Raw genomic sequence first — 18,375 nt, 5'->3', positions numbered from 1 at the left:
GTTCCGGCACCGGCTCCGAAGCGTTCCCGAAGGCTTTCCGAAGCATTCCCGAAGTGGCCGCGCGCACAGTCGTGACTCCCCGGATGTCCGGCTGCCGGGTGTGCCCGGCGGCGTCACGGCAGGCCCCCTCCTCCCCGGCCGCGCCCCCGGGCTTCGCACCAGCAGATACGGAGTACACCCCATGAGCGCCTCACCCGAAACCGCCGCCGCTGCCGCCCCCGGTGCCGCGCCGCCCACCGGGCGGGCGGGCGAGGAGCCGCGGCAGAGACTGCCGATGCTCGCACTGCTCGCCCTGGCCACCGCGGTGTTCGTCACCAGCCTGACCGAGACGCTGCCCGCGGGCCTGCTCCCCGACATGAGCCACGACCTGAGGGTGAGCGAGTCCGCGACGGGGCAGACGGTCACGATCTACGCCATCGGCACCGCGCTCACCGCGATCCCGCTGACGGCGGCCACCGCGGGCTGGCGGCGCAAGCGGCTGCTGCTCACCGCCGTCGCGGGCTTCGCCGTGGCCAACACGGTCACGGCCCTGTCGTCCGTCTACGGCCTGACGATGGTGGCCCGCTTCCTCGCGGGCGTCGCCGCGGGCCTCGCGTGGGCCCTGCTCGCCGGCTACGCGCGCCGCATGGCACCGGCCCCCCTCCAGGGCCGGGCCATCGCCGTCGCCATGGCGGGCATCCCGGTGGCGCTCTCCCTCGGCGTGCCCGCCGGGACCTTCCTCGGCCAGGCCCTCGGCTGGCGCTGGGCGTTCCTGGCGATGACGGCGCTCACGGTGGTGCTACTGCTGTGGATCACCGTCGCCGTGCCCGACTACCCGGGCCTGCGGCAGGGCGAACGCCCCCGGATGCTGCGGGCGCTGGGTGTCCCGGGTGTGCGCCCGGTGCTCTTCGTGACGCTCGTCTTCGTGCTCGCCCACACGGTGCTGTACGCGTACATCGCCACCTTCCTGGACGGCCTGGACATGGGCGGCCAGACCGATCTGGTCCTGCTCGCCTTCGGTGTCACCTCGCTGCTCGGCATCTGGATCGTGGGCGCCCGGATCCAGCACCGGCTGCGCGCGCTGACCGTCGCCAGCACCCTGCTGGTGGCTGCCGCCGCCGCGCTGCTCGCGGTGCTGAGCGACGGCGGCCCCCTGGTGTACGTCGCCGCCGCCCTGTGGGGGCTGGGCTGGGGCGGACTGCCCACCCTGCTGCAGACCGCCGTCGGCGACGCGGGCGGCGACCAGGCCGACGCGGCGCAGGCGATGCTCGTCACGCTCTGGAACGTGGCCATGGCCGGCGGCGGCGTGCTGGGCGGTGTGCTGCTCGACGCGACGGGCAGCGGTTCCTTCCCCTGGACGGTGCTGCTGCTCCTGGTGCCGGTGTTGGCCGTGGTGCTCGCCGCGCGCCGTCACGGCTTCCCGGCGCGACGGCGCGCAACGTGATGTTCATACACCGGTGATGGTTCGCGGGCTTTCTTCCGGACCTTCTTGGCCAGTGGCACCGGCCTTGGGCGGAATACCCGCCTCACGCTGCCTGACCAGTGGAAACCGGTCTCCTTCCGCGGGTCGCGGGAGGGGCGCAAGGGCTTTCACCGGCCTCCTGACCGACCTCGGCCGCACCCCTCCCCCGACCCTGTTCCCGCTGGTCAGCGGCCGAAATGTCAAAGTGACAGCACGACGCGTGAATTTGGCGATGCAGCCGGTAGCTTTGTCCCTCGTACGACTGCCCGTACATCCACACGGACACTGTGGGGCGACACGACTGCGAGGGGGCGTAGTTCAACATGTCGTCATTGGGAGTGCGCGTCGCTGCCGGGGATCGCGAGCGCATACAAACGTTTGTTGAAAGCGTATTCAATCCACTGCACCGGGCGGAACAACGCCGCTGGGCCCGGGCCTACTTGTGGGGGCTGATCCACACCCCCGGCAAGAAGACCCCGCGCCGCATGGCCGAGGCCGGCTTACTGCCGGCCGGGGCGGCGCACGGTCTGCACCAGTTCATCAACAGCAGCACCTGGGGCTGGGAACCGGTGCGCCGCGCGCTCGGCCGGACCATCGCGGCGCACCGGCCGGCGTACGCCTGGACGGTCGCCGACGTCCTGATCCCGAAGCAGGGCGAGCACTCGGTGGGGGTGCACCGTCGCCTGGACCAAGCGACCGGACGCACCGTCAACTGCCAGCGCGGTGTGGGGCTCTTCCTGTCGACGGGCTCCCGGTGCTTCCCCGTCGACTGGAGCCTCGTCCTCGACGGAGCCTGGGACTGGGACGATCTGCGCAGGCGCCGGGCGCGGATACCGGACACGGAGACCGGGCGCCCCGTGGGGGCGTTCGTCCTCGGCTTCGCCGCCGGGGTCACCGCGGCGCACCCGCCGCTGCCCACGGCGCCCTGGGTGCTGAACCTGACGCAGCGGTGCGACGACGCGAGCGGTGTCATGGCCGGACTCGCCCGCCGGGGGCTCGACTTCGTGTGCGAGGTCGACTCCGGGCAGATCGTCCTCGTCGGACGTCCCTCCCCGAGGGTGATCACGGTCGGCGAGCTGATGGAGGAACCGCACGCCCGGCAGCCGCATGTGCTCCTGCGCCCCACCGAGCACGGGATCTCCCGGGCCGTACGGGTCAACGTGTACACGGGGCCGGTCCGTCTGTCCCAGCGCGGGGCCGCCAAGGACGGCGTCCCGCGGGCGTACCACATCCTCGAACAGCTCTCCGCCGACGGCGCCCAGCCGTCCCGGTACTGGGTCACCAGCCTGATGGGCCGGGGCGTGGAGGAGGTCCTGGCGCTGGCCTGGAGCCAGGCCCTCGCCCGCCGGACCGTGGCCGTGCTGCGGGAGGGATTCGGTGTGCTCGACTTCGAGGGCCGTTCCTTCCCCGGCTGGCACCACCACATGACCATGGTCTCGGCAGCGTACGCCTACCAGCAGCTGTACGGCGCTCCCGGCGCCGTCCCCGCGCCGGCCACGGGGCTGGCCGCGGCCGGCACCGATGCCGCGGGCTACTGGGCGGACGCCGGAGCGAAAGGCCTGGGAGCGTGAAGAGAGTGCTGGTCGTGGAGCCGGACGCCACCGCGGCCGAGGCTACGGCGGGTGATCTGCGCCGGCAGGGCTACGCCGCCCACACCGTCGACCGGGGCGCACGGATCCTGCGTTCCTACCATGACGCCGATCTGGTGCTGCTCTCCCTGGACCTGCCCGACATCGACGGACTGGAGGTCTGCCGCACCCTGCGGGCGGAAAGCGATATTCCGCTGATCGCCTGCACGCACCGGGACAACGAACTGGAAAGGGTGCTCGCGCTCAAGGCGGGAGCGGACGACTGCGTGCTGAGGACCTGGAGTCCGCGGGAGATCGGCGCGCGGATCGAAGCGGTGCTGCGGCGCACCCGTCCGCACTCCGTCGGCGCCGACAGCATCTCGCTCCGGCCGCTGCACATCGACCCGCGGACGCGGGAGGTGCGGCTGCGCGACCGTGTCGTCGACGTGACGGCCACGGAGTTCGAGTTGCTCTACACCCTGGCCGCCCGGCCCGACTCCGTCGTGTCGCGCAAGGAGCTGATGGCCAAGGTCTGGGGCAGCAACTGGGTGAGCACCAGCCGCACCATCGACACGCACGTGAGCAGCCTGCGGGCGAAACTCGGCTCCAGCCGCTGGATCATCACGGTCCGCGGGGTCGGCTACCGCATGGGGCACGTCGGGCAGCTCCCGGAGGTGTCCGCGGGCTGACCCGCCCGGCCCGCTGCCCAGGGCCCCGGGCACACGCGGTGCCGGTCACCGCGCTGCCCGGGGCCGCTTCCCCCGCATCCGAGAACCCGCGCCTGACAAGGAGCACCGTGCCGAAGCAGATCCACCTCGCGGCCCAGCTGCCGGGCATCCACAACGTCACCGTCTGGTCGGACCCACGCTCCGGGAGCCAGATCGCCATCGGCTCCTTCGTGCACCTCGCGCGGACCGCGGAGCGCGGGAAGTTCGACTTCTTCTTCCTCGCCGAAGGGCTGCGGCTGCGCGAACACAAGGGCCGCGTCTACGAGCTGGACGTGGCCGGCCGCCCGGACAACCTGACGATGCTGAGCGCCCTGGCCGCCGCCACCACGCGGCTCGGGGTCGCCGCCACCGTCAACGCCACGTTCAACGAGCCGTACGAGGTGGCGCGCCGGCTGGCGACCCTGGACCACCTCAGCGGCGGACGGGCCGGCTGGAACGTGGTGACCAGCTTCGACGCCTTCACCGGGGAGAACTTCCGCCGCGGCGGCTTCCTCGCCGAGGCCGACCGCTACTCCCGCGCCGCCGAGTTCCTCGCGACGGCGCGTGAGCTGTGGGACAGCTGGCACGGAGCGGATGTGCCCGCGGACCCGGTGTCCGGGCGGTTCGTGCGCCCCGGGGCCGGCGCGTTCACCCACCACGGCGGGCACTTCGACATCGCGGGGCGGTTCACCACCCCGCGCAGCCCGCAGGGGCACCCGGTGGTCATCCAGGCCGGGGAGTCCGACGCGGGCCGTGACTTCGCGGCCTCGGACGCCGAGGTGGTGTTCAGCAAGTACAACCGGCTGGAGGAGGCCCGCGCCTTCTACCGGGACGTCAAGGGCCGGCTCGCCCGGTACGGCCGCTCACCGGACGACCTGCGGATCATGCCCACCGCCACCGTCGTCGTCGCCGACACCGACGCGGAGGCCGCGGCCTACGCCGACGAGATCACCCGCGCCCAGGTGAGCCCGCAGACCGCGATCGCCCACCTGGAGGCCGTCTGGGGCCGCGACCTGTCCGCGTACGACCCGGACGGGCCGCTGCCCGACATCGACCCCGAACCCGAGTCGCTGGTCCTGAAGGGTCACTCCGTGTTCCGCACGGGCCGGGCGGAGACCGCCCGGCGCTGGCGGGCCCTCGCCCACGAACGCGGGCTGAGCATCCGCGAACTGGTCATCGAGGTGCACGGCGGCCAGACCTTCGTCGGCAGCCCGCACACCGTCGCCGACGCCGTCGACCACTTCGTGCAGACCGACGGCGCGGACGGCTTCGTCTTCGCCACGCACCTGACGCCCGGCGGCCTGGACGACTTCGTCGACCGGGTGGTGCCCCTGCTCCAGGAGAAGGGCGTCCACCGCCCCGACTACACCGGCACGACGCTGCGGGACCACCTCGGCCTGCGCCGGCCGCCGGACACCGGGCGCACGTCCAGAACCGCTTCGGCCCAGTGGGAAGGCAGTGCATCGTGAACGACAGCCCGCTGCACCTCGCCGTCGCCCTGGACGGCGCCGGCTGGCATCCCGCGGCCTGGCGGTCCGAGGGCGCCCGGCCCGGCGCCCTGTTCACGCCCGGGTACTGGGCGGACCTGGTCGCCGAAGCCGAGCGCGGCCTCCTCGACCTCGTCACCTTCGAGGACGCGCTCGGCCCGCAGTCGGCCGCGCCGCACCGCCCCGACGACCGGACCGACCAGGTCCGCGGCAGCCTGGACGCGGTCCTGCTCGCCTCCCATCTCGCCCTGCTCACCACGCGCATCGGCCTGGTCCCCACGGTCAACGTCACCCACACCGAGCCCTTCCACGTCGCCGTCGGCATCGCCACCCTCGACCACGTCAGCGAGGGCCGCGCGGGATGGCGCCCGCAGATCGCCTCGCGCGCCGCCGACGCCGCCCACTTCGGCCGCCGTACGACCCCGCAGCTGACCGACGACGACCTGCGCGACCCCGAGCTGATCGCCGCGCGGCTGCGCCCGCTGTTCGCGGAGGCCGCCGACGTGGTGGAGGTGGCCCGGCGGCTCTGGGACAGCTGGGAGGACGACGCGGAGATACGGGACACCGCCACGGGCCGCTTCCTCGACCGCGACAAGCTGCACCACATCGACTTCGAGGGCGCCTGGTTCAGCGTCAGGGGCCCCTCGATCACCCCGCGCCCGCCGCAGGGCCAGCCGGTGGTGGCGAGCCTCGCGCACGCCTCGACACCGTACGAGTTCGCGGCGCGCGCCAGCGACGTCGTCTTCGTGACGCCGTTCGACCGCGCGGGCGCCACGGCGGTCCTCGCGCAGGTGGCCGAGGCCGCCGACCGGGTGGGCCGGGACCTGCGGGACCGGCCGCTGCGCAGGTTCGCCGACCTGGTCGTCCTCCTCGACGACGAGCCCGGCGCCGCCGCCCGCCGCAAGGAACGCCTGGACGCGCTGGCCGGCGCGGAGTACACCTCGGACGCCCTGGTCTTCACGGGCACCCCCGGTGAGCTGGCCGACCTGCTGCTCGACTGGCGCACCGCCGGACTGGACGGCTTCCGCCTGCGCCCCGGGGCGCTGCCGCACGACCTCACCGCCGTCACCCGGCGGCTGGTCCCGGAACTGCGCCGCCGCGGCGCGTACCGCAGCGCGTACGGCACCGGGACCCTCCGCGAGCGGCTGGGCCTGCCGACGCCCCGCAACCGGTACGCCGGGCAGGGCTGACCACCGCCGGCGAGCGGTGTTCCGGGCAGCGTTCAGCGGGTGTCGTTCACCGGGCGTCGTCGGGGACGCCGAGCCCGGTCAGCGCGCCCACCGGGTCGGGGTCCGGGGTGCCGCGGGGCCACCAGTCGTCCTGGCCGGGCTCCGACTCGTAGGCGTACCAGAGGCCGTCGCGGCCGAGGCGGAGCTGGACGTGGCCGCGGGGGTGGGTGAGCCGGTTGCGCCAAGGGCGGAACGCCGGGAGGTCGGCGGCGAGCAGCAGCGGGCGGGCCCGGTCGAAACGCCCGGCGGGCGGATCCCAGGGCTCCTCCAGGACGGCCAGGCCCGCGGGGCCGCCCTGCCGCCACGCGGCGACGGCACGCGCCAGGTCGACCGGGGTACGGCCGACGGCGTCGGCGAGCGTGGCGTACAGCGCCCGGGTGGCCGCGGTCAGCCCGGAACCGGGGCGAGCCGCGGCGAGCCGTACCGCGTCCTGCCACAGGGTCAGCTCGCCGACCGGGTCGCGTCCGGTGCCGAGCAGGGCGTGGGCGCGGGCGGCCGCGTCGGTGGCCAGCTGGTCCAGCGCGAAGGGGTCCGGGCCGCCGGGTGCCGAGGGGTAGACCGGAGGCTGCCCGGGGTGCGGGGGCACCGGCGACGGCGGGGGCAGCGGCGGGCGTTCGCGCGCGGCGAGGGCCTCGGTGGCCCGGACGCCGGGCAGGGTCTGCGGCTGTGCTTCCCGCGCGGCGCGGGCGGCGCTGCGCCGGGACAGCGCGTCGAGCAGTTCCTTCTCGCCCCGGCCGCGCAGCAGGAGCAGCACGAACGGGTCGGCGTCGAGCAGGCGGGCGGTCTGGTAGCAGAGGGCGGCGGCGTGCTTGCAGGGGTGGCCGGAGTCGGGGCAGCTGCACCGGGGGGTGAGGTCGCCGGGCCCGGGCAGAAGGGGCACGCCGCAGTCGGCGAGCGAGTGGGGCAGCTCCTTGTCGAGCAGCGCCGCGATGTGCCCGGGCCGGTCGGCCGCGGTGTCGAGGAACCTCTCCCAGTCCTCGTCCCCCAGGGTCCGCACCCGGACCTGCACCCGGTAGGGGCGGGGCCGGCTGCCGCGCACATAGGCCAGCACCAGCCCCGGGGTGACGGTGATCGCGTCCACGTGCCCCCGCTCCGCGTACCCCCGTCCGCGCGCCAGCCGCCTGCCGTCCAAGGCCCCCCGCTCCAGCGCCGCCACCCAGGCGTTCCCCCACCAGGTCCCGGCGAACGGCGTCTCCTCCCCCGCCTTCTCCCGCACCGCGAACGCCGGGAACGTACGCCGGAGCTCGGTGTCGCGGTGGGGGGTGGCCATGGTGGGGGGCACTTGGGGGGTCGCCGGTGTGACGGGGGCGACCGGACCGGCCGGGGCGGGGGCCGGGGGCGGGACCGGGACGGGGGACGACGGGGCTGACGTCGGCGTGGGAGGCTGCGTCGGCGTGGACGTGGGCGTGGGCGTCGGCGAGGTCGGCTCGGTGGGCGCGGGGGTGCCGTGGGCGGGGTGTTCCGGCTCGTCGGGGGTGTCCGTCCACGTGGGCATGCGGAAGGCGTTCGCCAGGTAGTGCCGCATCTCCTGCGCGGCTTTCGCCCTGGCGGCCCGGGCCTCCCCCTCCGGCGCGGGCGCCGCGGGACCGGTCGGCGCCGGTGCCCGCCGCTCACGCCGGGGCTCCGCCGCCCGGGCGCGCAGGGCCTCCCGGCGGGCCGCACGCAGCGCCTCCCGCGCGGCATCCCCGGGACGCCCACCCGTGGCACCGACAGCACCGGAACCGTCACGGGCACCGTCAGCACGGGCACCGGCACTGGCAGGACCGGCACCGCCAACACCCCCACCGCCAACACCGGCACCGGCCGCACCCGAACCGGCCGCACCCGAACCACCCGGCCCCGCTTCCGCCGCGGCGCGCGCCGGCTCCTCCTGCCCCGCGCCCGCCACCGGATCGGTGACGTCGCCCGCCGGCGCCCCGTCATCGGCCCCCGACGTGTCTCCCCGCCGCGCGGAGAAGGCAGCCCGGAGCGCCGCCCGCGCCGCATCCCCGGGCCGCACCGCACCCCCGGGCCGCGCCGCGCTCTCGCGGGACGGCACCTCGCGGGTCAGGTCCTCCGCCCCGGCCTCGCCGCCACCGGACAGCACCCCACGCGCCGCATCGCCCGGCTGACCGCCACCACCGGACGACACCGTCGCCGGCAGGTCACCCGACTCACCGCCACCACCGGACGGCACCGTCGCCGGCAGATCGCCCGGCTCCGCCTCCGTGCCGTCGGTGCCGGTGCCTGCTCCGTGGCGGGCCGCCCGCAGGGCGCGGCGGGCGGCGTCCGCGGGGCGGGGGTCGTCGGGGCCGGTCATGGCGTCCTCCGCAGGGAGACCAGGTCGGAGAGTTCACGGTCCGTGAGTTCGGTGAGCGCGGCCTCGCCGGAGCCGAGGACGGCGTCGGCCAGGGCGCGCTTGGAGGCGAGCATCTCGGCGATGCGGTCCTCCACCGTGCCCTCGGTGACCAGGCGGTGGACCTGGACGGGCTGGGTCTGCCCGATGCGGTACGCGCGGTCCGTGGCCTGTTCCTCGACGGCAGGGTTCCACCAGCGGTCGAAGTGGACGACATGGCCGGCCCGGGTCAGGTTGAGGCCGGTGCCGGCGGCCTTCAGGGACAGCACCAGGACCGGGGTCTCGCCGCTCTGGAAGCGGTCGACCATGCGCTCGCGCTCGGGCACCGGCGTGCCGCCGTGCAGCAGGTCGACGGGGACCGCGCGGGCGGACAGGTGGGCGGTGAGGAGGCGGGCCATGCCGACGTACTGGGTGAAGACGAGGGCCGAGCCGTCCTCCGCGAGGAGGGTGTCCAGCAGCTCGTCGAGGAGGGCGAGTTTGCCGGAGCGGGCGGCCAGGCGGTCGGGGTCCGGCTGCTCCTTCAGGTAGAGCGCGGGGTGGTCGCAGATCTGCTTCAGCGCGCCGAGCAGCTTCAGCACCAGGCCCCGGCGGGCCATGCCCTGCGCCGTCTCGATGGCCAGCATGGACTCGCGCACCACCGCCTCGTACAGCGCGGCCTGCTCCCGGGTGAGCGGCACCGGGTGGTCGGTCTCCGTCTTGGGCGGCAGCTCGGGCACGATGCCGGGGTCGGACTTCTTGCGGCGCAGCAGGAAGGGCCGGACCAGGCGGGCGAGGCGCTCCACGGCGTCCGTGTCCTCGCCGTTCTCGACGGCTCGGGCGTGGCGGGCGCGGAAGGACTTCAGCGGGCCGAGGAGGCCGGGGGTGGTCCAGTCGAGCAGGGCCCACAGTTCGGAGAGGTTGTTCTCCACGGGGGTGCCCGTCAGCGCCACGCGCGCGGGGGACGGGATGGTGCGCAGCGCCTTGGCGGTGGCGGAGTAGGGGTTCTTCACGTGCTGTGCCTCGTCGGCGACGACCATGCCCCAGGGCTGCCGCGCCAGCTGCGCGGCGGTGGAGCGCATGGTGCCGTACGTGGTGAGGACGAAACCGCCGGTCACGTCCTCCAGGGTGCGCTCGGGGCCGTGGAAGCGGCGGACGGGGACGCCGGGGGCGAAGCGGGTGATCTCCCGCTGCCAGTTGCCGAGGAGGCTGGCCGGGCAGACGACGAGGGTCGGCTCGGTGCGGGCCCGCTTCAGGTGCAGGGCGATGAGGGTGACGGTCTTGCCGAGGCCCATGTCGTCGGCGAGACAGCCGCCGAGGCCGAGGGAGGTCATGAGGTCGAGCCAGGCCAGGCCGCGCAGCTGGTAGTCGCGGAGGACGGCGTTCAGGCCGGGGGGCGGGGCGGCGGGGTGCAGGCCCGCGGTGAGCCGGTCGCGGAGGGCGGCCAGCGCGCCGGCGGGGACGACGTCGACGGTCTCGCCGTCCACCTCGGCCTCGCCGGTGAGGGCGACGGACAGCGCGTCGACCGGGTCGAGCAGGCCGAGTTCGCGCTTGCGGGCCTTGCGGACCAGGGCGGGGTCGACCAGCACCCAGCGGTCGCGCAGCCGGACGACAGGGCGGTGGGCCTCGGCGAGGGTGTCCATCTCGGCCTCGCTGAGCGGGTCGCCGCCGATCGCCAGCTGCCAGCGGAACCGGAGCAGGTCCTCGCTCTCGAAGAAGCCGGTGCCGTCGGTCGCGGAGCCGGGCGCCGGGCGGACCACCGCGGTGGCGGTCAGGTCGCGGGCGAGGTCGCGGGGCCAGTGGACGGCGACCCCGGCGGCGGCGAGCCGGCCCGCCGCCACGCCGAGCAGGTCGCCCAGCTCCTCCTCGGTGAGGGCGAGGACGTCGGGCACGTCCTGTTCGGTGAGGCGGTCCAGGGGCGGCCACACCCGGGCGGCACGCCGGACGGCGAGGGCGGTGTCCACGCGCGCGCGGGGTCCGAACGCCGCGTCGGCCCCGCCCGTCCACAGGGCCGCCGCGTCGGTCACCAGGGTGGGGTCGGCGAGGCTGTGCACCTGCACGATCGCCGCCCCCGCGGCACGCGTTCCCTCCCGTGCGCCGGCGTCGAACACGTCGTACGCGGACAGGTCCAGGCGCAGCGAGATCCGGACGCCCGCGTCCATCCCGGCGGCGACCTCGGCCGCCCAGGCGTGGGCCTCGGGCAGGTGCTGGGGCTCGCGGGCCGCGTAGGGCCGGCCGGCGGTGAAGGGGGCCGCGGGCGTGCGGGGCAGGGTGTCGGCGACCGCGTCCAGGAAGGAGCGGACCAGGGCCTCCGGTTCGGGCAGGCACAGCGGGCCCGGGCCGGGCAGGGGCACCGCGTGGCCCTCGGCGGGCAGGGCCGCGGCGACGGCGCGCAGGTGGGCGATGTCCTCGGGCTCCAGCGGGCCGGCCCGCCAGGCGTCGTGGCCGCCCGGGGTGAGGCCCGGGAGCAGCCGGCCGCGGGCGACGAGCCGCAGCGCGTGCAGGGCGGCGGCGCCCCAGCAGGCGGTGGCCGGGTGGGCGGCCGGGTCGCGCCGGGCGCGGACCAGCAGCGGCAGGGCCTCGGCGAGCGGCAGGGTCAGGGCGGGCACCTGCCGGCGGCGCACTCCGGGACCGTGCCGTCGTACGACCGTCAGCTCCTCGGCGGTCGCACCGGCACCCTCGGGCAGCGGGGCGCCGTCGGGGTCCCAGAAGGCGAGGCGGCCCTGGCGGGGCAGGGGCGCGGGCAGGTAGACGGACGCGAGACGCACCGGGACCGGGTGCCCGGCACCCGTCTGAGGGGAACCCCCTGTGCGCTCGGCCACCGCAGCCGTGCCGCTCATACGTCCTGCCACCTCCCGCCCGTGTCCCGGATCAGTCGTCTCCGACTCTACGGGCGGGGTCTGACAATCGGCTCCGGGGCCGGTCGGGGCCCGGCTACGGCACCGTGCGGGAGACGACGAACACCATCGGCTGCCGGGGGTCGGACAGGTTGACGACCACGTCCTGGGTGGGTGCCGGGTTCCTCTGTTCGTGGGTCAGGCCGTACCACGGGCCCGGGCCGCCGAAGGTCCAGCCGCTGACCTTCCGGTCGCGTTCGCCGACGGCGATCTCGTTCTTCCTCAGCTGGTCGCGGCGGACGCCCATGGCCCCCAGGAAGCTGTCCAGGCCGGCGGGGTTGGTGCGGAACTGGACGTAGAGACGGCTGGTCTTCCAGTTGTTCGTCTCGTAGGAGGCGATGTCGTCGGCGGGGTGCGGGACGGTCACCTGGTACAGGCGGCGCTGGACCTTCGACGGCCAGCCCGGGGTGAGGCCGGTCGCCGAGTACTTGGCCTCCTTGTCCTTGCCGCTGTCGCGGCTCTGGTTCGCGGAGATCACCAGGTAGCCGGCCGGGACGCCGATGAGCAGGACGATGATCAGCAGGGTGAGGGCCCGCCGCTTCGCCTTGTGCCGGGGGTCCTCGACGGGCCGCTGCGGCTCGTCGGGCGGGCCGCCCTGGTGGGGCAGCGACGAGGTCATGCGGTGTCCTGGTCGCGGCGGCCCTGGACGTACCGCTCGTAGCGCTCGTACCGCTCCACCCGGCGCCGCTTGGCCCGGCGGAAGCGGCGGGCGACCAGCCGGGCCAGGTCGGCGGCGCCCACCATGCCGGCCTCGGGGCCGAGCTGGGCGCGGGTGATGCGGGCCTCGGGGCGGTAGCCGCGGCCGGTGAGGTGGCGCTTGAAGGCGTCCCGGGCCGGGCCGATGAGCAGGTCGTCGGCGGCCGAGACACCGCCGCCGATGACGAAGCAGGAGGGGTCGAGGGCGGCGGCGAGGTTGGCGATGCCGACGCCGAGCCACTGGCCGATGTCCTGGAGCAGCTCCACGCACATCGCGTCGCCCTCGCGGGCCAGCTCGGTGATCATCGGGCCGGTGATCTCGTGGATGTTGCCCTTGACGTGCTCGATGATCCCGTAGGCCACCGGGGAGTCGGCCGCGGCCAGTTCCCTGGCCTCGCGGACGAGGGCGTTGCCGGAGCTGTACTGCTCCCAGCAGCCGCGGTTGCCGCACGGGCAGCGGTGCCCGCCGGGGACGACCTGCATGTGGCCGAACTCTCCGGCGACACCGAACTTGCCGCGCTTGACCTGGCCGTCCTCCAGGATGGCGCCGCCGATGCCCGTGCCGAGGGTGATCATGACCAGGTGGTCCTCGCCGCGGCCGGCGCCGAAGCGCCACTCGGCCCAGGCGGCGGTGTTGGCGTCGTTGTCGACCAGGACCGGCACGGCGAGGCGGCCGGCGATGCGGTCGCGCAGGGGTTCGTTGCGCCAGGACAGGTGGGGGGCGAACAGGACGCGGTTGCGGTCGGCGTCGACCCAGCCGGCGGCGCCGATGCCGACCGCGTGCACGTCGTGCCGGTCGGACAGGTCCAGGACCAGCTCGACGATGGTGTCCTCGACGACCTTGGGGCTCTTGGACTTGTCCGGGGTCTCCGTGCGGAGCTTCTCCAGGATGTTGCCGTCGGCGTCCACGACGCCCGCCATGACCTTGGTGCCGCCGATGTCGATACCGACCGTGGGCACCCGGGGCGCGGTCAGGTGGGACCGGCGCTCTCGGGTGCCGACGGTGCGCAGGACCGGGGCTCGGCGGGAGCCGATGGGGGCGGTGAGGTCGCGGTAGGTGCTCATCGTGGGTCGATTCTGCCGCACGCTCACGCCGGGTGCTGCGCAGGGCAGGGCCAGGGGGTGCGCGTCTCAGGTCCGCTGGAGTTCGTGGACCAGGGCGTCCAGGTCCGCTCCGCCCGCCATCTGCTTCGTCAGGTCGTCCAGTGTGATCTCGTCCCGTGTGTGATGGCCCACCATGGTGCCGCGCCGCAACAGCACGAAACGGTCGCCCACCAGGTAGGCGTGATGCGGATTGTGGGTGATCAAGACAACACCCAGGCCTTCGTCCCGTGCCGCCGCCACATATTTCAGGACCACACCGGACTGCTTCACGCCCAGGGCCGCCGTCGGCTCGTCCAGGACCAGGACCTTCGCGCCGAAGTGGACCGCCCTCGCGATGGCGACACACTGGCGCTCGCCGCCCGAGAGGGTGCCGATGGGCTGGTCGACGTCGCGGAGGTCGATACCCATGCGCAGGAGCGCCTCACGGGTGGTGCGGCGCATGAGGTCGGTGTCGAGGCGCTTGAAGGGGCCGGCGCCCTTGCGGGGCTCGGAGCCGAGGAAGAAGTTGCGCCAGACCGGCATGAGGGGGACGACGGCGAGGTCCTGGTACACCGTGGCGATGCCCCGGTCCAGGGCGTCGCGCGGGGAGGAGAGGGTGGTCTCCTCGCCCTCGATGCGCAGGGTGCCGGCGTCGTGCCGGTGCAGGCCCGCGATCACCTTGATCAGCGTCGACTTGCCCGCGCCGTTGTCGCCGAGGACGCAGGTGATCTGGCCCGCGTGGACCTCCAGCGAGACCCCTTCCAGGGCGCGGACGGTGCCGTAGTGCTTGCTGACGTCGGTCAGCTCCACGAGTGTCACTTGGTGGCCTCCGCGCGCTTCTTGACCCAGGCGTTGAGCAGGGTCGCGAGGAGCAGCATCGCTCCGAGGAAGAACTTGAACCAGTCGGGGTTCCACTCGGCGAAGACGATGCCCTTGCTGGTCATGCCGAAGAGGAGGGCGCCCACGGCGGAGCCGATCGCGCTGCCGTGGCCGCCGGTGATCAGACAGCCGCCGATGACGGCCGCGATGATGTAGATCAGCTCGTTGCCGACGCCCTCGCCGGACTGGACGGCGTCGAAGGAGAACAGCAGGTGCTGGCCGGAGATCCAGGCGCCGAACGCGACGCCCATGTAGAGGCCGATCTTGGTCCGGGCGACCGGGACGCCGACCGCGCGGGCCGCGTCCTCGTTGCCGCCGACGGCGAAGATCCAGTTGCCGGTGCGGGTGCGCAGCAGGATCCAGGAGGCGAGGGCGACCAGGCCGAGCCACCACAGGATGGTGACCTTGACGTCGACGCCGCCGACGCCGATGGTCGAGGCGAAGACGGCGTGGGCGCTCTCGAAGCCCTCCATGTCGGCGATGGTCTTGGTGGAGACGGTGCCGTCGATCAGCTTGGTGAAGCCGAGGTTCATGCCGGTGAGCATCAGGAAGGTGCCCAGCGTGATGATGAAGCTGGGCAGCTTGGTGCGGGTGAGCATGAAGCCGTTGAAGGCGCCGACGGCCAGGGTGACCAGCAGGGACACGCCGACGCCGACCCAGGTGTTGGCGGTCATCTGGTAGCTGAACATCGAGGAGACCAGCGCGGAGGAGGTCACGAGGACGCCCGCCGAGAGGTCGAACTCGCCGCCGATCATCAGCAGGGCCACGGGTACGGCCATGATGCCGATGGTCGAGGAGGCGTACAGGACCGTGCTGAGGCTGGAGGCGCGCAGGAAGCCGTCGGCGGCCAGGGCGAAGAAGACGAAGACCGCGAGGGCCCCGACGACCGAGCCGAGTTCGGGGCGGGCCAGCAGCTTCCGCAGCGGAGAGGTCTGCAGAATCCTTTCGTCCGGCATCTTCCCGTCGGTGACCGCGCTCATCGGGTGCCCCGCTCGGTGTACTCCGCGAGGGCGGACGCCTGGTCCCTCGTGATGATCTGCGGGCCGGTCAGGACCGGCTTGCCGCCGCCGAGGACGTCGCCGTTGTACTTGTACAGCCACAGCAGGTCGACGGCCTGGTAGCCCTGGAGGTACGGCTGCTGGTCCACGGCGAAGCCGAGGGTGCCGTCCTTCAGCGAGGCCGCGACCTTGGCGTTGAGGTCGAAGGTGTCGATCTCGGCCTTGCTGCCCGCGTCCGTCCTGGCCTTCACGGCGGTGTCGGCGTAGGGGGCGCCCAGGGTGACCACGGAGTCGATGGAGGTGTCGGCCTGGAGCTTGGCCTCGATCGCGGACTGCACGTCGGGCATGTTGGTGCCGTTGACGTAGAGCTTGCGCAGGGTGCCGCGGAAGGTCTTGGCGACGCCGTCGCAGCGCTGCTCGTGGCCGACGTTGCCCTGCTCGTGCAGGACACACAGGGCCTTCTTCCTCCCGCGCCTGTTCAGCTCGTCGCCGACGGCCTCGCCGGCGATGGTCTCGTCCTGGCCGATGTGGGTGAGGGCGCCGAAGGCCTTGGACTCCTCGGAGCCGGAGTTCACCGTGATCACCGGGATGCCGGCCTTCTCGGCGCGGGCCACGGCGGCCTTCATGGCGTCCGGCTTGGCGAGGGTGACGATGATGCCGTCGACCTTCTTGTCCACCGCCGCGTCGACCAGCTGGGCCTGCTGCTGGGCCTCGTCGTCGTGCGAGTACAGGAAGTTGATGTTGTCCTTGACGGCGGCCTGCTTGGCACCGCTCTGCACGATGTCCCAGAAGGTGTCGCCGTCTCCCGAGTGGGTGATCATCGCGAAGGTCCAGCGGGGGGTGTTCACCGCCGCCCGCCCCTGGGCCGCGGCGGCCTTGCGGGCGTCCTCCGCCCGCTTGCCTCCGGTGCTGCTGCACGCCGCCAGGGACACGGAGAGTGCCCCCGCCAGCGCTATGCCTACCCAGGTCCGAAACCGTGCCACGAGGCCGTGCCCTTCTTGCCGTGTTCTTCCATGCGCAAGGGGCCGTCGATCGCATCAGCGGCCCCAAACGCTCCAGTATCGAACACGGGGGACACCCATGACATGACCGGGGAGCCCCCACGGGCCGCATTGTCCGGACATTGCGACGAAGCGGGGCGGTCGCTCAGGGGCGTACGAGCAGCTGGAACTCGAAGGAGTAGCGGCTCGGGCGGTAGGTGTGGTCGCCGAACTCGACTGCGCGGCCGGTGTCGTCGTACGTGGTGCGCTGCATGGTCAGCAGCGGGGCCCCCTCGGTCTCGCCGAGCCGCTCGGCCTCGGCGGCCGTGGCGCCGCGGGCGCCGATGGACTGGCGGGCGCTGTGCAGGGTGATCCCGGCGGAGCGCATCAGCCGGTACAGGCCGGTGGCCTCCAGCTGGTCGGTGTCGAGGTCGAGCAGGCCGGGCGGCAGGTGGTTGAGCAGGTACGCCATCGGTTCGCCGTGCGCGAGGCGGAGCCGCTCGACGCGGTGGACGTCACTGCCCTCGGCGACCCCCAGGGCGGCTGCGACCGTGGCGGAGGCCGGGACGACCGTGTTGACGAGGACCTTCGTCGCGGGGCGCTGCCCGGCCGCCTCCAGGTCGTCGTAGAGGCTGCTCAGCTCCAGCGGGCGCTTGACCTGGCTGTGCACGACCTGGGTGCCCACGCCCCGGCGCCGCACGAGGAGCCCCTTGTCGACGAGGGACTGGATGGCCTGGCGGACGGTGGGCCGGGACAGACCGAGCCGTGCGGCCAGCTCGATCTCGTTGCCCAGCAGGCTGCCCGGGGTGAGGCTGCCCTGCTCGATGGCGGCCTCCAGCTGCTGGGAGAGCTGGAAGTACAACGGCACCGGGGAGCTTCGGTCCACACGGAGGTCGAGCGACACGGTCGGGTCCACATCTGGTTTCGGCACGGGCTCGAGCGTAGTCCCGTGCCCGGTTGACGGGAAGTTGTGTAGTCCGGTTGTCCGGACATGCACATTGACAGGGTGCGGGGTCCGCCCTCACTTTGTTTCCATGCGCATCGGGGTCATCGGTACGGGCCGCATCGGCACCCTTCACGCGAGGACGCTCAGCCGCCACCGGGAGGTCGGATCCCTGATCCTCACGGACGCGGACCCGGCGCGGGCGCAGGAGCTGGCGCACCGGCTGGGCGAGACGGCGGCGCCGGGCGTGGACGAGATCTTCCGGTGGGGCGTGGACGCGGTGGTGATCACCACGGCGACGGCGGCCCACGCGGAGTACATCGGCCGGGCGGCCCGCTCGGGTCTGCCGGTCTTCTGCGAGAAGCCGATCGCGCTGGACCTGCCGGGCACCCTGCACGCGCTCGCCGAGGTGGAGACGGCCGGGACGGTCCTGCAGATGGGCTTCCAACGGCGGTTCGACGCGGGCTACGCCGGCGCCCGGGAGGCCGTCGGCGCCGGCCGGCTCGGACGGCTGCACACCGTGCGCGCCCTGACCTGCGACCAGGCCCCTCCCCCGGCCGCGTGGCTGCCGCTGTCCGGCGGGCTGTTCCGGGACACACTGATCCACGACTTCGACGTGCTGCGCTGGGTGACCGGCCGTGAGGTGCGCGAGGTGTACGCCACCGGTTCGGACCGCGGCCCCGCGATGTTCCGGGAGGCCGGGGACGTCGACACGGGCGCGGCGCTGCTCACGCTGGACGACGGCACCCTGGCCTCGGCGACGGCGACCCGGCTGAACGGCGCCGGCTACGACGTCCGCATGGAGCTGGCCGGGGAGCGCGACACGGTCGTGGTCGGCCTGGACGACCGTACGCCCCTCGCGTCCACCGAGCCGACCGGTCCGCCGCCCGCGGACAAGCCGTGGACGGGGTTCCTGGAACGCTTCGGCCCCGCCTACGAGGCCGAGCTGAACGCCTTCGTGGAGGTCGTGCGCGGCGAGCGGCCCAACCCCTGCGACGGCCGGGAGGCGCTGCAGGCCCTGCGGATCGCCGAGGCCTGCGAGCGCTCCCGCCGCGAGCGGCGCCCGGTGCCGCTCGCGGAGATCCCGGGCGGCCGGCAGACGGCGTACGGCTGAGAGGGGCGTACGGCCGAGGGCGTACGGCCGAGGGCGTACGGC

At 74.0% G+C, this 18,375-nt stretch carries 14 protein-coding genes; 6 read left to right on the top strand and 8 right to left on the bottom strand.

The window, feature by feature from the left end:
• Positions 1 to 181 precede the first annotated feature (181 nt).
• The 5 genes from IEZ20_RS36570 to IEZ20_RS36550 all read left to right on the top strand — a co-directional run bounded on the left by IEZ20_RS36570 (position 182) and on the right by IEZ20_RS36550 (position 6,393).
• Positions 182 to 1,423 carry an MFS transporter gene (locus IEZ20_RS36570; RefSeq protein WP_189306897.1) on the top strand — a complete coding sequence of 414 codons (1,242 nt, stop codon included), beginning with the start codon at positions 182 to 184 and terminating at the stop codon, positions 1,421 to 1,423.
• Between the two features lie 341 nt (positions 1,424 to 1,764).
• On the top strand, positions 1,765 to 3,012 hold the full coding sequence (locus IEZ20_RS36565; RefSeq protein ID WP_189306895.1) for an IS701 family transposase: 1,248 nt from the start codon (positions 1,765 to 1,767) through the stop codon (positions 3,010 to 3,012).
• On the top strand, positions 3,009 to 3,698 hold the full coding sequence (locus IEZ20_RS36560; RefSeq protein ID WP_189306893.1) for a response regulator transcription factor: 690 nt from the start codon (positions 3,009 to 3,011) through the stop codon (positions 3,696 to 3,698). The genes IEZ20_RS36565 and IEZ20_RS36560 overlap by 4 nt, the downstream gene beginning before the upstream one ends.
• Before the next feature lie 107 nt (positions 3,699 to 3,805).
• Positions 3,806 to 5,185: an NtaA/DmoA family FMN-dependent monooxygenase gene (locus IEZ20_RS36555; RefSeq protein ID WP_189306891.1), complete on the top strand. Its 1,380-nt coding sequence runs from the start codon at positions 3,806 to 3,808 to the stop codon at positions 5,183 to 5,185.
• Positions 5,182 to 6,393: an LLM class flavin-dependent oxidoreductase gene (locus tag IEZ20_RS36550; RefSeq protein ID WP_189306889.1), complete on the top strand. Its 1,212-nt coding sequence runs from the start codon at positions 5,182 to 5,184 to the stop codon at positions 6,391 to 6,393. The genes IEZ20_RS36555 and IEZ20_RS36550 overlap by 4 nt, the downstream gene beginning before the upstream one ends.
• A gap of 46 nt (positions 6,394 to 6,439) precedes the next feature.
• Here the strand turns inward: IEZ20_RS36550 and IEZ20_RS40190 are convergent, their stop codons facing one another.
• The 8 genes from IEZ20_RS40190 to IEZ20_RS36510 all read right to left on the bottom strand — a co-directional run bounded on the left by IEZ20_RS40190 (position 6,440) and on the right by IEZ20_RS36510 (position 17,180).
• Positions 6,440 to 8,731, bottom strand: coding sequence for an SWIM zinc finger family protein (locus tag IEZ20_RS40190; protein ID WP_229896447.1), 2,292 nt, complete (start codon positions 8,729 to 8,731; stop codon positions 6,440 to 6,442).
• Complete coding sequence (locus tag IEZ20_RS36540) at positions 8,728 to 11,583, bottom strand: SCO1167/SCO6262 family helicase (RefSeq protein ID WP_189306887.1); 2,856 nt, start codon at positions 11,581 to 11,583, stop codon at positions 8,728 to 8,730. The genes IEZ20_RS40190 and IEZ20_RS36540 overlap by 4 nt, the downstream gene beginning before the upstream one ends.
• A gap of 94 nt (positions 11,584 to 11,677) precedes the next feature.
• Positions 11,678 to 12,259 (bottom strand): sugar kinase, encoded by a 582-nt coding sequence (locus IEZ20_RS36535; RefSeq protein ID WP_189306886.1) that lies wholly within the window; start codon positions 12,257 to 12,259, stop codon positions 11,678 to 11,680.
• Positions 12,256 to 13,401 carry an ROK family glucokinase gene (locus tag IEZ20_RS36530; protein ID WP_189306884.1) on the bottom strand — a complete coding sequence of 382 codons (1,146 nt, stop codon included), beginning with the start codon at positions 13,399 to 13,401 and terminating at the stop codon, positions 12,256 to 12,258. Before IEZ20_RS36530 ends, IEZ20_RS36535 begins: the two co-directional genes overlap by 4 nt.
• 66 nt (positions 13,402 to 13,467) lie before the next feature.
• Positions 13,468 to 14,238 carry an ATP-binding cassette domain-containing protein gene (locus IEZ20_RS36525; protein WP_189306881.1) on the bottom strand — a complete coding sequence of 257 codons (771 nt, stop codon included), beginning with the start codon at positions 14,236 to 14,238 and terminating at the stop codon, positions 13,468 to 13,470.
• Entirely contained in the window at positions 14,235 to 15,278 is a 1,044-nt protein-coding gene (locus tag IEZ20_RS36520; RefSeq protein WP_189306879.1) for an ABC transporter permease, read from the bottom strand. Before IEZ20_RS36520 ends, IEZ20_RS36525 begins: the two co-directional genes overlap by 4 nt.
• Complete coding sequence (locus IEZ20_RS36515) at positions 15,275 to 16,279, bottom strand: sugar ABC transporter substrate-binding protein (RefSeq protein WP_189306877.1); 1,005 nt, start codon at positions 16,277 to 16,279, stop codon at positions 15,275 to 15,277. Before IEZ20_RS36515 ends, IEZ20_RS36520 begins: the two co-directional genes overlap by 4 nt.
• A gap of 163 nt (positions 16,280 to 16,442) precedes the next feature.
• Positions 16,443 to 17,180 carry a GntR family transcriptional regulator gene (locus IEZ20_RS36510; RefSeq protein ID WP_189306946.1) on the bottom strand — a complete coding sequence of 246 codons (738 nt, stop codon included), beginning with the start codon at positions 17,178 to 17,180 and terminating at the stop codon, positions 16,443 to 16,445.
• Between the two features lie 130 nt (positions 17,181 to 17,310).
• Between IEZ20_RS36510 and IEZ20_RS36505 the strand changes: the two genes are divergently transcribed.
• On the top strand, positions 17,311 to 18,333 hold the full coding sequence (locus IEZ20_RS36505; protein ID WP_189306875.1) for a Gfo/Idh/MocA family oxidoreductase: 1,023 nt from the start codon (positions 17,311 to 17,313) through the stop codon (positions 18,331 to 18,333).
• The last annotated feature ends 42 nt before the right edge of the window (positions 18,334 to 18,375 follow it).

It is taken from the genome of Streptomyces cinerochromogenes (assembly GCF_014648635.1).
GTDB classification, from domain to species: domain Bacteria; phylum Actinomycetota; class Actinomycetes; order Streptomycetales; family Streptomycetaceae; genus Streptomyces; species Streptomyces cinerochromogenes.
Note: the sequence above shows the minus strand (reverse complement) of the source record. Positions and strands in the feature narration are given on the sequence as shown.

Coding starts and splice junctions, on each gene's coding strand:
- IEZ20_RS36530 (WP_189306884.1), bottom strand. CDS start 13,401: ATGAGCACCTACCGCGACCTCACCGCCCCCATCGGCTCCCGCCGAGCC.
- IEZ20_RS36535 (WP_189306886.1), bottom strand. CDS start 12,259: ATGACCTCGTCGCTGCCCCACCAGGGCGGCCCGCCCGACGAGCCGCAG.
- IEZ20_RS36505 (WP_189306875.1), top strand. CDS start 17,311: ATGCGCATCGGGGTCATCGGTACGGGCCGCATCGGCACCCTTCACGCG.
- IEZ20_RS40190 (WP_229896447.1), bottom strand. CDS start 8,731: ATGACCGGCCCCGACGACCCCCGCCCCGCGGACGCCGCCCGCCGCGCC.
- IEZ20_RS36540 (WP_189306887.1), bottom strand. CDS start 11,583: ATGAGCGGCACGGCTGCGGTGGCCGAGCGCACAGGGGGTTCCCCTCAG.
- IEZ20_RS36565 (WP_189306895.1), top strand. CDS start 1,765: ATGTCGTCATTGGGAGTGCGCGTCGCTGCCGGGGATCGCGAGCGCATA.
- IEZ20_RS36570 (WP_189306897.1), top strand. CDS start 182: ATGAGCGCCTCACCCGAAACCGCCGCCGCTGCCGCCCCCGGTGCCGCG.
- IEZ20_RS36520 (WP_189306879.1), bottom strand. CDS start 15,278: ATGAGCGCGGTCACCGACGGGAAGATGCCGGACGAAAGGATTCTGCAG.